Here is a 12,895-nt window from a genome sequence, read left to right as displayed (position 1 = left end):
AACCGGGCTGACGGGGTGCTAGCCAGTGGTGCGTGAGGGTCGCAACACCGCCACAGCAGCGGCCTGCACGGGAATGCCGGGCAGGCGACCTCAGCCGAGGGCGAACGGCAGGAGCAATGCGATCAGAATGCCCAGCAGGCTCATCCCCAGTGCCGCGAAAGCGCCGCATTCGTCGCCCTCCTCCAACGCCCGTGCCGTACCGATGGCATGCGCGTTGATGCCATAGCTCAGACCGCGAGCGGCGGGATGATCGACGCCAGCCCAGCGCAGCAACAGCGGCCCCAGCGCCGTGCCGATGACACCGGTAAGCATGACGAATACCGCCGCCAGCGATGCCAGGCCGCCGAGCTGCTCGGCCACCAGCATGGCAATCGGCATGGTCGCCGACTTCGGCGCTAGGCTCATCAGCACCGGCATCTGTGCACCCAGCGCCCAGGCGATCGCCAACGTCAGCACCACGCTGAGCACGCCGCCCACGGCCAGGGTAATGACAATCGGCCAGAACAATTGCTGAATCCGCTTGAGGTGACGATGCAGCGGCACCGCCAGCGCCACGGTCGCCGGACCGAGCAGCATGGCAACCAGCGAAGCGCCCTCGCGGTAGCGGGCATAGTCCAGGTCCACCAGAGTCAGCGTGCCGACCACCAGCAGCATGCCGACCATCACCGGCTGCAGCACCAGCCAGCCGCTGCGCCGGTAGAGCATCAGCGCCAGCTGGAACGCGATCAGGGTCAGCGCCACGGAGAACAGCGGGTGCACCACGACGGCCGCCCAGGCCGTGCGCCAGTCGAGAACCGTCATGCCTGATCCTCCCGCTTGAGGTCGAGCCGGCGAATCAGCCGCTGCATCAGCCAGCCGCAGAACGGCACAGTGATCAGCAACGACATCACCAGCCCGGCGGCAATCGCCGGCAGATCATCCAATAGTGCGGAGCCACTGGTCATGATTCCGGCTGCGGGCACGATCAGCAGCAACGGCAGGTACTGCAGCAACAGCGCCGCGGTTTTCTCCAGCGACTCGGGAATGCTGCGGCGCAGCAGCAACAAGCCGAACAGCAACAGCATGCCGATGATCGGCCCAGGCAATGCCGGCAGCAGCACCAGATTGATCAGGTTGCCGAGCAGTTGCAGCAGCACCAACCAGGTCAGGCCCTTGAGAATCATCGGCGGCGCTCCATCGGCGGCAGGTCAGACATCATGGCGCTAGCTCCTCATTGCTCGGCAAAAGGCCTCGACTATGGCCGCTCAAGCCGCGGCAGAACAGGTGCAGATAGGCCCAAAAAAAGCGGATCAGCCGATTGCGACACGGTCCACTGATACAGGTCAAGCGATGGCCGCACAAGGCCTGGAGGCGTACGCACGGCATTCATCTGATCCGTATTTCCTCGGTTCATCTGAGTCTGTTATGCGTTCCCCTTCGCCCGGATCATCGCCTCGCCTGAAAAGCCTATGGGGCGAAGCCTAATGACCGACCGCATACCCGCGCAGATCATCGATACCGTTGATCCCAGCCAACCGATCCGCCTGACGCCCGCGCAGAGCGGCGGGCCCATTCATACGCGCAGTTTCAGCGGCCGCTTCCGCAACCTGCGCCTGTTAGGCGGCGCTCTGCTGATGCTGCTCTACTTCGGCACCGTCTGGCTGAACTGGAACGACCGCCAGGCGGTACTCTGGGATCTGGACCGACAGCAGTTCCACATCTTCGGCGCCACCTTCTGGCCGCAGGATTTCATCCTGCTTTCGGCGATTCTGATCATCGCCGCGTTCGGCCTGTTCTTCATCACCGTGCTGGCCGGGCGCATCTGGTGCGGCTACGCCTGCCCGCAGAGCACCTGGACCTGGATGTTCATGTGGGTGGAAAAGATCACCGAGGGTGATCGCCTGCAGCGCATCAAGCTCGACGCCGCGCCCTGGTCGCCCGCCAAGCTGCTGCGCCGTGCCGCCAAGCACACGCTGTGGCTGGCGATCAGCCTGGCCACGGCGCTGGCCTTCGTCGGCTATTTCACCCCGGTACGCGAACTGGTGGCCGACCTCGCCCGCTTCGACCTCGGCGCGACCACCGGTTTCTGGCTGCTGTTCTTCACTGCTGCGACCTACATCAACGCCGGCTGGCTGCGCGAGCAGGTGTGCCTGCACATGTGCCCCTACTCGCGCTTCCAGAGCGTAATGTTCGACGCCGATACCCTGCTCGTCTCCTACGACACAGCCCGTGGCGAGAACCGCGGCGCCCGGCGCAAGGGCAGCGACCCGCGCGCGCAGGGCCTCGGTGACTGCGTCGACTGCACGCTGTGCGTGCAGGTCTGCCCCACCGGCATCGACATTCGCGACGGCCTGCAGCTGGATTGCATCAGCTGCGGCGCCTGCATCGACGTCTGCGACAGCGTCATGGACCGGATGGGCTACGCCCGCGGCCTGCTGCGCTACACCTCCGAGCGCGCACTCAAGGGCGGCACCACCCGCCTCTTGCGCCCTCGGCTGATCGGTTATGCCGTGGCGATGACGGCGATGATCGCGGCCTTCATCTGGGCACTGGACGCGCGGCCACAGCTGCAGCTGGACGTCACCCGCGACCGCACGCTGTACCGCGAGAACATGCAGGGCCAGATCGAGAACATGTATCGCCTCAAGCTGATCAACAAGACCCAGCAGCCGCGCCGCTACGCGCTGGCATTGGAAGACGGGCCGTTCGCGCTGCAGGGACCGCGGGAGATCGCCCTGGCCCCGGGCGAGATAGCCGACCTGCCGGTCAGCGTTACGCTGCTCGACAACGCCCGCGACTTCAGCCGCGAGCTGCGCTTCGAGGTCAGCGACATCGCCGAGCCGAGCAGCCGGGTGAGCACACCGAGCACCTTCGTCGCCCCCATCGCGGCGCTACGCCAGTAGACTGGCCATGCTCAACCGCCATGGCCCGGACACGATGAAGCGCTACGAGAAATTCGCCGACGAGATTGCCGAACTGATCCGCAGCAGCGTGCTCGCCCCAGGGGAAAAGGTGCCCTCGGTGCGCCACGCCAGCCGCACCTACGGCGTCAGCCCGTCCACCGTGTTCCAGGCCTACTACCTGCTGGAAGACCGCGGGCTGATCCAGGCGCGGGCGCGTTCGGGCTATTTCGTCCGCGAACATGCCAAGCGCCCGTTGCACGAACCGGACATCAGCCTGCGTCCGGCGGAAACCACCGATGTCGGTGTCAGCGAGCTGGTGTTCTCGGTGCTCGCCTCGCTGCGCGACCCGGCCACGGTGCCCTTCGGTTCGGCCTTTCCCAGTCCCGAGCTGTTTCCCCTGCAACGCCTGGCGCGCTCGATGGCGCAAAGCGTGCGCGACATGCCGGCACGCGAAGTGATCGCCGAGATGACCGCGGGCAACCCGGACCTGCGCCGACAGATCGCCCTGCGTTACATGGTCAGCGGCGTGATGCTGCCGATGGACGAACTGGTGATCACCACCGGTGCGATGGAGGCGCTGAACCTCTGCCTGCAGGTGGTGACCGAACCGGGCGATCTGGTAGCCATTGAGGCGCCAGCGTTCTACGCCACACTGCAGGTGCTGGAGCGGCTCAAGCTCAAGGCGGTGGAGATTCCGGTGCACCCGCGTGAAGGCATCGACCTCGACATCCTCGCCGACCGCCTTGCGCACCTGCCGATCAAGGCCTGCTGGTTCATGAGCAGCCTGCAGAACCCACTGGGCGCGAGCATGGGCGAGGCGAAGAAGCAGCAGCTCTATGAGCTGTTACAGCGCCATCAGGTGCCGCTGATCGAGGACGACGTCTACGCCGAGCTGTACTTCACCCGCGAGCCGCCCAAGCCGGTGAAGAGCCATGATCGTGAAGGCCTGGTGATGCACTGCGGTTCGTTCTCCAAGAGCCTGGCGCCCGGCTACCGGGTCGGCTGGGTCGCCGGCGGTCGCTATGCCGAACAGATCGCCCGGCTCAAGCTGATGACCACCATCTCGCCATCCGTGCCGGCCCAGGCCGCCATTGCCGATTACCTGCAACATGGCGGCTACGACCGTCACCTGCGCAAGCTGCGTCACGCGCTGGAGATGCAGCAGGGTGCGATGCTCGCCTCCGCCGCCCGGCATTTCCCGGCCAGCACACGGGTCACCCGCCCCAGCGGTGGGTATTTTCTCTGGTTCGAATTTCCCGAGCAGGTGGATTCGCTGCAGCTGCTGCAACTGGCGCTGGCCCAGGGCATCAGCCTGGCACCGGGACCGATCTTTTCGGCGACCCAGCGCTTTCGCAACTGCGCGCGGCTGAATCACGGCCACCCATGGGACACGCGCAGCGAGCAGGCGATGGAGTTGCTGGGCAGGATGCTGAAGTCGTTCTGAAGCACTGTATGCCCAAATGCCCTAGCCTTCACTCGCAGTCCAGTGACTGTCCGCCGCGGGCCTTCATCAGGTACATGCGGTCATCGGCCTGCTTGAGCAGCTGCGCCTCCGCATCGCCGTCTTCCGGATAGATCGCAGTGCCGATGCTCAGGCCAATCGCGAGGCTTTGCTCGGCAATGAGCATTGGCTGCGTGAAGGCGCCGCGGATCTTTTCGACCACATGGCTTGCATCCTCCGGCTCAGCAATGTTTTCCAGCAACACGACGAACTCATCGCCACCCAACCGTGCCACGGTATCGGTGTCGCGCACGCAATGCGTGAGGCGGTCGGCCACTGCGCGCAGGAGCTGATCGCCACCACTATGACCGTAGGTATCGTTGACCTGCTTGAAACGGTCCAGATCGACGTAGAGCAAGGCGATTCGCCCGCCGTTGCGGCGCACCCGGGCCAGGGCCGTTTCCAGCCGGTCACGGAAGCACGCGCGGTTCGGCAGACCGGTAAGCTCGTCGTACTGCGCCATACGATGCAGCCGTGCATACAGCTGCCGGCGTTCGATCGCCGTGACCACCTGGGTCGAGACGAATTGCAGCAGCTCCTGATCCTTCTCGGTGTAGGGCGCCGCCACGCTCTTGAGCAACAACACACCGATGACGCCCTCGCTCGAGCTGAGCGGAACACCCAGCCACCAGGCGGAATCAGCGGCTTGCAGCGGCAGCGTCAACGCCGCCAGCGAGTCGGCACTGAAGCGCAACGGTTGGCGGCCATGCAAAACGGAGAAGCAGAGGGATGTCACCGGCTCCGCCGGCGGCGCACGCGAATCGAGCGCCAGCGCCTGATAGGGATAGGTCAGCTCGCCGCTGGCCAGGTCGCGGATGGCAACGATGAAATCGTCCACCGGCAGCAGCTGCGCGATGGTCAGATGGATCTGCTGATACAGGGCGGCGAGATCTTTCGCCCCGTGCGCCGCTTCAGAAATGGAATACAGCGCAGCCTGCATCGCTTCGGACTGCTTGCGCTGGGTGATATCGCGCGCCACGCCAATACGCAACTTCCTGTCCGCCGACCAGCAGGCTGACCACATGATGTGTGCGACGCTGCCGTCCTTGCGCACATAGCGGTTCTCGAAGTGCAGCAGCGGCTGATCGGCCATGACCGCCCCCGCGGCAGCCATGGTTCTGGCGCGATCTTCGGGAAGGACCATCTCGATCATCCGCTTGCCGAGCATTTCCTCCGGGGTATAGCCGAAGATGCGCTTGCAGGCGGCGCTGACGTAAACGAAGTTACCCTGCGCATCGACAACGCAGATGGCATCCAGCAGCAGATCAATGACACTCGCCAAGGGCGCGCAGCTATCCGTCTTCACAGCGGCAGACCTACTTCGGCCAGAGGGCTCGGGCCGGGCAATCGACACCGGCGCCTACGCGCAGTGTGGCCTGTCCAGCCCATGTTTCTAAGCATCGCCTATATCCCAACTCGCCGCGCGGTTTTTTTAGGCTTTGCCAGTTCACTGAACCCAGCGTGGATAGAAGCCCAGCGCCTTCTGCTGGCGGCCATCCTGCAGCGCCACCACATGCCCCGGCACGCCATCTGACTCATGCTCTAACCGGTCACCGCGAAAGAAGAAGCGACGCCCATCGGCCAGCGTCAGGAACAACCCGACGGCTCCGTGACCGGCAAGCGGGACAAGCACCAGCTGACCATCGCCGTAGAGGTCGAGGCTTTGCGCATAGCTCAGATAAGGCCTTGCCTGGAACTGAAGCGACTGCCAGCGGACCCGGTGGCGAAACTGGCTGGGTAACACCGCAGGGGGCGTGGCGGCCTTCAGATAGCTCAGGCTTTGCGCGCTGGCCAACACCGGCACCTCGGGAAAGTCTGCCAGCCCCGAGGCGTGCTCCCAGCGCACGCAACCCAGCACGATACGGTCGACCTTCAATCCATCCCCGTCCAGCTGATCGCGCACCGGCCGCACCGGCCCGTAGCGCTTGATCCGCCAGGGCAGCTCGGCGTCCAGCTGCGCGTCGATCTGCCGACCGAGTCCGGTACCAAACAGCAACCGGCTGCCGCGATGCTCGATCAAAACTGCTACGTGCTGGACCGGCTGCGGCTGCTGCCAACCGCCCCGGCGCAGCAAGAAGTCGCTACTTTCGCTTTGCGCAGTCTTCACCAGACTGAAGCGCAATCCATCTGCGGCTTGAGCTTCGTCAGCGGAGCCGGACAGCGGCAGAACCAGAGCGACGGCCAGCAACAGCCACGCTCCGATCCGCTTGTTCGGCAACCGGACATCCCCTGCCAGGATACTGCCCATCTTCGCGACCATGACGGCTACAACCCCGGCATGCCGACATAGCCCGGCAGCTCGCGAATACGACCGAACCAGGCCTGCAGCGCCGGATATGCCGCCAGATCGAGTCCGCCATCACCACCCAGCGCGACATTGGGATAGACGGCGATATCGGCGATGGTCGGCTCGCTGGTCTGCGCCAGCCAGACATGCTGGGAGAGGTGCCGTTCCAATGTACGCAGGGCGCTGGCGGCACGTGCCTGCGCCAGTGGCTCGTCGATCGGCCGGCCGAACAGCTTGCCCAGGCGCGCGGTAGCCGGGCCATGCTGCACCTCGTTGGCAGCGAAGCTCAGCCAATTGGCGATGTGGCCCTGAGTCTGCGCGTCCTGCGGGTACCAGTCTTTAGCATAGCGCTGGGCCAGATAGACCAGGATCGCTTGGGAGTCCCCCAATCGAAACTCGCCGTCCTCAAGCACCGGAATTTGCCCACGCGGGTTTATTTCACGAAATGCCGGCTGCTTGTGCTCGCCCGCCAGCAGATTCACCGGCACCCGCTCGACCGGCTGGCCGATCAGGCTGAGGAACAGGCGGACCTTGTGACAGTTGCCGGATAGCGTCAGGTCGTAAAGCTTCATGGTGTTGCCCTCGTGATTGGCTGTGACTGGATAATAGACAGACCTGTCTGTACACTGCAAGCACCAACGCAGTTCCACCCAACTGGAGCAAGCCGCGAGCGCTCCCGCATAATGTCGAACCACAGGAGGTATCCATGGCATCGAACAAGCGCGACCAGTTGCTCAACACCGCAGAGAATCTGTTCTATCGCGAGGGTTATCACGCTACCGGCATCGACCGCATCCTGGCCGAATCCGGTGTGGCCAAGATGACGCTGTACAAGCATTTCAAGTCCAAGGACGAGCTGATCCTTGCCGTGCTGGAGGCGCGCCACGAGCTGATGCTGACGCGCCTGCGCGAACGGGCCGGCAGGCTGCCACCACGCGAGGCGCTACTGAGTGTTTTCGATGGGTTGCACGGGATGATCCACGGTGGCGATAAGTTCTGCGGCTGCCTGTTCATCAACGCAGCGGCTGAATATCACGACCGAGACCATCCGATTCATCGCCGCTCATCCGCGTACAAGGCCGAGCTGCAAGCCTACCTGCGTGAATTGCTGGAACACATGGATGCGCCCAACGCGACGCAGCTGGCGCGCCAGCTGCAGTACCTACTCGAAGGCGCGCTGAGCATGGCGCATATCGAAGGGCCGGGCGAGCAGGCACGGGACGCCAAGGCCGCCGCGGAATGCCTGCTTAACGCCGCGGACATCTGAGCGCTTATCAGGCGCGCCTGATAAGCGCCGTCAGCTGGCGCTGGCCTCCCCTTCGCGGACTTTGAACCAGGCGGCATACAAGGCTGGCAGGAACAACAGCGTCAGCGCGGTTGCGACGATCAGACCACCCATGATCGCCACCGCCATCGGCCCGAAGAAGATGCTGCGCGACAGTGGAATCATCGCCAGCACCGATGCCAGCGCAGTGAGCACGATCGGTCGGAAGCGGCGCACGGTGGCTTCGACGATCGCAGTGAAACGCGCCTGACCGGCACCGATGTCCTGCTCGATCTGGTCCACCAGTATCACCGAGTTGCGCATGATCATCCCCGACAAGGCGATGGTGCCGAGCATGGCGACGAAGCCGAACGGCTGGCCGAACAACAGCAGGAACAGCGCCACACCGATGATGCCCAGCGGCGCGGTGAGGAACACCATGGCCGAGCGAGAGAAACTCTTGAGCTGCGCCATCAACAGGGTCAGCACGACGATGACGAACAGCGGCATGCCGGCATTCACCGAGCGCTGACCGCGCTCGGAATCCTCGACCGTGCCGCCCACCTCTAGCAGGTAGCCACCGGGCAATTGCGCGCGAATATCCGCCAGCGTCGGCTCGATCTCCCGCACCAGTGCGGCTGGCTGCTGCTCTCCGTACACGTCGGCGCGCATGGTGACCGTCGGCAGGCGGTTGCGATGCCAGATCACGCCCTCCTCGAAGCCGTACTCGAGCGTTGCTACCTGCGACAGCGGCACGCTGCGCCCGCTCTCAGTGGGGATCGCCAGACTCGGCAGCATCGACAGTTCAAGCCGCTCACGTTCGGTGCCACGCAGAAGGATCTCGATCAGCTCGTTGTCTTCGCGGAACTGGCTGACGCTGCTGCCGGTGAAGGTGCGCCGCAAGAAGCCGGACAGCTCGGCGGTGGTCACGCCCAGTGCACGGGCGCGGTCCTGATCGACGTTGAGCCGGACCATCTTGCTCGGCTCCTGCCAGTCCAGATGGACGTTGGCCACGTGCGGGTTCTCGTTCACTTTGGCAGCCACCTGACGGGCCAGCCTACGTACCACGTCGATGTGTTCGCCGGTGACGCGGAACTGCACCGGATAGCCCACCGGCGGGCCATTCTCCAGCCGGGTCACGCGGCCGCGCAGGCTGGGGAAATCTTCGCGCATGCGCTCGATCAGCCAGCTGCGCAGAGCCTCGCGGGATTCGATGCTATCCGCCAGCACGACGAACTGGGCGAAGCTGGTCGCCGGCAGCTGCTGATCCAGCGGCAGGTAGAAACGCGGCGAGCCGGTACCGACGTAGGCCACGTAGTTGTCGATGCCGGCACGTTCCTTGAGCAGCTGCTCCAGCCGCGCGACCTCCGCTTCTGTCGCCTTCAACGAAGCGCCTTCGGCCAGTTTGAGGTCGACCATCAGTTCGAGGCGGCCCGAGGCGGGGAAGAACTGTTGCGGCACCAGGCGGAACAGCACCACCGCTGCGGCGAAGATCGCCAGAGTGAGCAGGATGACGGTCTTGCGCCGGCGCACACAGAAGGTCACCACGCGACGCACGCGCTGGTAGAACGGTGTGGCATAGGGATCGTGGCTTGCACTGCTTGCGCCGTGCTTATGGGCCGATTTCTTGGCCAGATCGGGCAGCAGCTTTTCGCCGATCAGCGGCACGAACATCACCGCGGCGATCCAGGAAGCGATCAGGGAGATGGTCACCACCTGGAAGATCGAACGGGTGTATTCGCCGGTGCTGGAATTGGCGGTGGCAATCGGCAGGAAACCCGCCGCGGTGATCAGTGTGCCGGTCAGCATCGGGAACGCCGTGCTGGTCCAGGCGAAGCTGGCGGCCTTGAGGCGGTCGTAGCCCTGCTCCATCTTGATCGCCATCATCTCCACCGCAATGATCGCGTCGTCCACCATCAGCCCGAGAGCCAGGACCAGGGCGCCAAGGGAGATCTTGTGCAGGCCGATGTCCAGATAGCTCATGGCGGCAAAGGTCATGGCCAGCACCAGCGGAATCGACAGCGCGACCACCAGCCCGGTACGCACGCCGAGCGAGAAGAAGCTCACCAGCAACACGATCACCAGCGCCTCGATCAGCACCTTGACGAACTCGCCGACGCTGGTCTTCACCGCGGCCGGTTGATCGGAGACCTTGCGCAGCTGCATCCCGGCGGGCAGCTCCTGCTGCAGGCGGGCGAACTCCTGCTCCAGTGCCTGGCCCAGCACCAGGATGTCGCCACCGCTTTTCATTGATACCGCCAGCCCCAGCGCTGGCTCGCCCATGAAGCGCATGCGCGGCGCGGGCGGGTCGTTGAAGCCGCGATGCACCTCGGCCACGTCGCCGATGCGGAAGGTGCGACCGGCCACGCGGATGGGGAAATCGCGAATCTCCTTGACCGTCTCGAAGCTGCCGGTAACACGCAGTTGTACCCGATCGCTGATGGTCTCGACGAAACCGGCGGCGGTCACCGCGTTCTGCGCCTCCAGTGCCTGGCGCACGGCTTCCAGCGGCACGCCGAGCGTGGCCAGCTTGACGTTGGACAGCTCGATCCAGATTTTCTCGTCCTGCAGGCCGATCAGCTCGACCTTGCCGACGCTCTTCACCCGCTGCAGTTGCAGCTGGATGCGGTCGGCGTAGTCCTTGAGGATCGCGTAGTCGAAACCGCTGCCGGTCAGGGCGTAGATGTTGCCGAAGGTGGTGCCGAATTCGTCATTGAAGAACGGTCCGCGCACTCCCGGCGGAAAGGTGTGCTGGATGTCGCCGATCTTCTTGCGGATCTGGTACCAGAGGTCGGGAATATCCTTCGAGCGCATCGAGTCACGCGCCATGAAGGTGACGTTGGATTCGCCCGGCCGGGAGAACGAGACGATGCGCTCGTACTCGCCGGTTTCCATCAGCTTCTTCTCGATGCGCTCGGTGACCTGGCGCGACATCTCCTCGGCGGTGGCGCCCGGCCATTGCGTCTGGATGACCATCGCCTTGAAGGTGAACGGCGGGTCCTCACTCTGGCCGAGCTTGCTGTACGACAGCGCGCCGACAATCGCCAGCAGGAGCATCAGGTAGACGACGATCTGGCGGTTCTGCAGCGCCCAGGCGGAAAGGTTGAAGCGCATCGCGGTTACTCCTGGGCGGCCAGCTCGACGGGGCGATTGTGGCGATCCACCGGGCGAACCGGCTGGTTATCGCTGAGCATCTGCACCCCTGCCAGGACGATCCAGTCGTCGGCCTCCAACCCATCGAGGATCGGTACCAGCTGTTCGCCAAACGGCCCGGTTCGGACTTCCACCCGTTCCACGGTGGAATCGGCCTTCAGCCGCCAGACATGCGCCTTGCCCTGTTCGGCACTGAGCGCGGAGAGCGGTACCGCCAGCGAAACCTCGCCATCACGGCGAATGCTGACCAGCGCGCTCTGACCCAACTCGGCGGGTACCTCCTGCTCGCTGAAGGCGACACGCGCCGAATAGGTCCGGGACTGCGCATCGGCAGCCGGAGAGAGTTCGCGGATCTTGCCGAGATAGTGGCGCCCCGGCTGCGACCAGAGTTCGACCTCGACGTCCTGGCCAACCCGGTAGCGCTCCAGCGACTGTTCCGGCAGATCGATAGCGACCTCGCGCTCACCATCGGCCGCCAGCACGAACGCGGTCTGCCCGGCGGCGACCACCTGCCCTACCTCGACTCGCCGCTGCGCGATCAGGCCATCGCTGGTCGCACGCAGCACGGCGTAATCGACCTGATTGCTGGCCACATCGAACTCAGCCCGCGCCTGCTGCAAACGGGCTGCCGCAGCACGATAGGCGTTGTCGGCATTGTCGAACTGCGACTGGCTGACCAGCTGACGACCGAGCAGCGCCTGGTAGCGGTCATGCTCGGCCTTGGCCACGCGCAGATTGGCTTCCGCCGCCGCCACCTGCGCACGCATGCCGTCCAGCTGCAGCCGCACGTCCTGTGGATCGAGACGCGCCAGGGGCTGGTCCTTGCGTACGCGGTCGCCCGCTTCGACCAGGCGCTCGACGACCTTGCCGCCGATGCGGAACGCCAGCTCAGGTTCGTAGCGCGCGTGCACCTCGCCGGGATAGCTTTCGCGTGCCTCGCTGGCAGGCTGCGGCTGCACCACCATGACCGGACGAGGCAGCTGCTGCGGCGTCTCGCCGTTGCCACAGGCAACCAGAACAAGGGCACAGCCGAGCGTAGAGGCAAGGGACAAGGCATGTCGGAACACGATGAAGTCTCTCTGTCGCGAAGCGGATTGGAATACTTATACTGCCGGGTATAGTAAAAATACCGTACCAGCCAGTCCACTATTAAAACACCCATGATAGAAAACCATTCCGCATCCCCCGGCCCCGGCCGCCCGAAGGACCCCGTCAAGCGCGAGGCGATCCTTGCCGCCGCGCAGGTGCTGTTTCTCGGCAACGGCTACGAAGGCAGCAGCATGGAAGCCATCGCCGCCGAAGCCGGCGTTTCCAAGCTGACGCTGTACAGCCACTTCAAGGACAAGGAGGCGCTGTTCAGTGCAGCGGTGAAGGCGACCTGCGAAACGCGGCTACCGAGGCGCCTGTTTCAACTGGATGCAGATTGCGACATCGAGGAGGTGCTGCTAGCGATCGGCAGGGCCTTCAATGAACTGGTCAATAGCCCCGAGTCCATCGGCCTGCATCGGGTGATGGTGGCGATGGCGACGCAGAATCCGAGTCTGGTGAAGATGTTCTTCGATGCCGGCCCGCAGCAGCTGCTGAGCGATCTGCAACAGCTGTTCAGCAGCGCCAACACGCTGCGCCTGCTGGACATCGACGACCCGCTGCGGGCCGCCGAGCATTTCTGCTCGCTGATCAAGGGTGCACAGCACTTCCGCATGCTGGTCGGCTATGCCGAGGCGCCAACGGAGGAGGAAAGCAACCTGCACGTGCGCGATGTGGTGACGGTATTCCTGCGCGCCTATCGCGGCTGAGCCGAGCCATGG

11 protein-coding genes are annotated in these 12,895 nt (G+C 64.5%); 4 read left to right on the top strand and 7 right to left on the bottom strand.

Going from position 1 to position 12,895, the window contains the following annotated elements; genetic code table 11:
* Positions 1-90: 90 nt before the first annotated feature.
* Entirely contained in the window at positions 91-801 is a 711-nt protein-coding gene (locus UIB01_RS07275) for an LrgB family protein (protein ID WP_038658261.1), read from the bottom strand.
* Positions 798-1,163, bottom strand: a complete 366-nt coding sequence (locus UIB01_RS07270; RefSeq protein ID WP_038658259.1) for a CidA/LrgA family protein — start codon at positions 1,161-1,163, stop codon at positions 798-800. The genes UIB01_RS07275 and UIB01_RS07270 overlap by 4 nt, the downstream gene beginning before the upstream one ends.
* A gap of 300 nt (positions 1,164-1,463) precedes the next feature.
* Between UIB01_RS07270 and ccoG the strand changes: the two genes are divergently transcribed.
* Both ccoG and mapR read left to right on the top strand, forming a co-directional pair.
* Complete coding sequence (gene ccoG / locus UIB01_RS07265) at positions 1,464-2,882, top strand: cytochrome c oxidase accessory protein CcoG (protein ID WP_038658257.1); 1,419 nt, start codon at positions 1,464-1,466, stop codon at positions 2,880-2,882.
* 34 nt (positions 2,883-2,916) lie between these two features.
* On the top strand, positions 2,917-4,326 hold the full coding sequence (gene mapR / locus UIB01_RS07260; RefSeq protein ID WP_038665490.1) for a GntR family transcriptional regulator MpaR: 1,410 nt from the start codon (positions 2,917-2,919) through the stop codon (positions 4,324-4,326).
* Between the two features lie 28 nt (positions 4,327-4,354).
* Here the strand turns inward: mapR and UIB01_RS07255 are convergent, their stop codons facing one another.
* The 3 genes from UIB01_RS07255 to UIB01_RS07245 form a co-directional block, all read right to left on the bottom strand.
* A complete protein-coding gene (locus UIB01_RS07255; protein ID WP_038658255.1) occupies positions 4,355-5,689 on the bottom strand; it encodes a GGDEF domain-containing protein in 1,335 nt (444 codons plus the stop codon).
* A 141-nt stretch (positions 5,690-5,830) separates the two neighbouring features.
* Positions 5,831-6,631, bottom strand: a complete 801-nt coding sequence (locus UIB01_RS07250) for an MBL fold metallo-hydrolase (RefSeq protein WP_038665487.1) — start codon at positions 6,629-6,631, stop codon at positions 5,831-5,833.
* A gap of 17 nt (positions 6,632-6,648) precedes the next feature.
* The gene (locus UIB01_RS07245) at positions 6,649-7,242 is read right to left on the bottom strand and encodes a glutathione S-transferase family protein (protein WP_038658252.1); all 594 of its coding nucleotides are present in this window, start codon (positions 7,240-7,242) and stop codon (positions 6,649-6,651) included.
* Between the two features lie 134 nt (positions 7,243-7,376).
* Here UIB01_RS07245 and UIB01_RS07240 point away from each other — a divergent pair, with 134 nt between their 5' ends.
* Complete coding sequence (locus UIB01_RS07240; RefSeq protein ID WP_038658250.1) at positions 7,377-7,937, top strand: TetR/AcrR family transcriptional regulator; 561 nt, start codon at positions 7,377-7,379, stop codon at positions 7,935-7,937.
* Between the two features lie 30 nt (positions 7,938-7,967).
* Here the strand turns inward: UIB01_RS07240 and UIB01_RS07235 are convergent, their stop codons facing one another.
* Together UIB01_RS07235 and UIB01_RS07230 are read right to left on the bottom strand one after the other, a co-directional pair.
* Positions 7,968-11,048 (bottom strand): efflux RND transporter permease subunit, encoded by a 3,081-nt coding sequence (locus UIB01_RS07235; protein ID WP_038658247.1) that lies wholly within the window; start codon positions 11,046-11,048, stop codon positions 7,968-7,970.
* 5 nt (positions 11,049-11,053) lie between these two features.
* Entirely contained in the window at positions 11,054-12,154 is a 1,101-nt protein-coding gene (locus UIB01_RS07230; protein WP_038658244.1) for an efflux RND transporter periplasmic adaptor subunit, read from the bottom strand.
* A gap of 93 nt (positions 12,155-12,247) precedes the next feature.
* On the opposite strand from UIB01_RS07230, the gene UIB01_RS07225 reads away from it, so the two are divergent.
* Positions 12,248-12,883, top strand: coding sequence for a TetR/AcrR family transcriptional regulator (locus tag UIB01_RS07225; protein WP_038658241.1), 636 nt, complete (start codon positions 12,248-12,250; stop codon positions 12,881-12,883).
* Positions 12,884-12,895 lie beyond the last annotated feature (12 nt).

Origin of the sequence: Stutzerimonas decontaminans, assembly GCF_000661915.1 — a bacterium.
GTDB lineage: Bacteria > Pseudomonadota > Gammaproteobacteria > Pseudomonadales > Pseudomonadaceae > Stutzerimonas > Stutzerimonas decontaminans.
Note: the sequence above shows the minus strand (reverse complement) of the source record. Positions and strands in the feature narration are given on the sequence as shown.

What these genes read in the sequence shown, in the direction of transcription:
- UIB01_RS07245 (WP_038658252.1), bottom strand. Translation starts at nt 7,242, where the DNA reads ATGAAGCTTTACGACCTGACGCTATCCGGCAACTGTCACAAGGTCCGC.
- UIB01_RS07250 (WP_038665487.1), bottom strand. Translation starts at nt 6,631, where the DNA reads ATGGGCAGTATCCTGGCAGGGGATGTCCGGTTGCCGAACAAGCGGATC.
- UIB01_RS07225 (WP_038658241.1), top strand. Translation starts at nt 12,248, where the DNA reads ATGATAGAAAACCATTCCGCATCCCCCGGCCCCGGCCGCCCGAAGGAC.
- UIB01_RS07275 (WP_038658261.1), bottom strand. Translation starts at nt 801, where the DNA reads ATGACGGTTCTCGACTGGCGCACGGCCTGGGCGGCCGTCGTGGTGCAC.
- mapR (WP_038665490.1), top strand. Translation starts at nt 2,917, where the DNA reads ATGAAGCGCTACGAGAAATTCGCCGACGAGATTGCCGAACTGATCCGC.
- ccoG (WP_038658257.1), top strand. Translation starts at nt 1,464, where the DNA reads ATGACCGACCGCATACCCGCGCAGATCATCGATACCGTTGATCCCAGC.
- UIB01_RS07235 (WP_038658247.1), bottom strand. Translation starts at nt 11,048, where the DNA reads ATGCGCTTCAACCTTTCCGCCTGGGCGCTGCAGAACCGCCAGATCGTC.
- UIB01_RS07240 (WP_038658250.1), top strand. Translation starts at nt 7,377, where the DNA reads ATGGCATCGAACAAGCGCGACCAGTTGCTCAACACCGCAGAGAATCTG.
- UIB01_RS07270 (WP_038658259.1), bottom strand. Translation starts at nt 1,163, where the DNA reads ATGATTCTCAAGGGCCTGACCTGGTTGGTGCTGCTGCAACTGCTCGGC.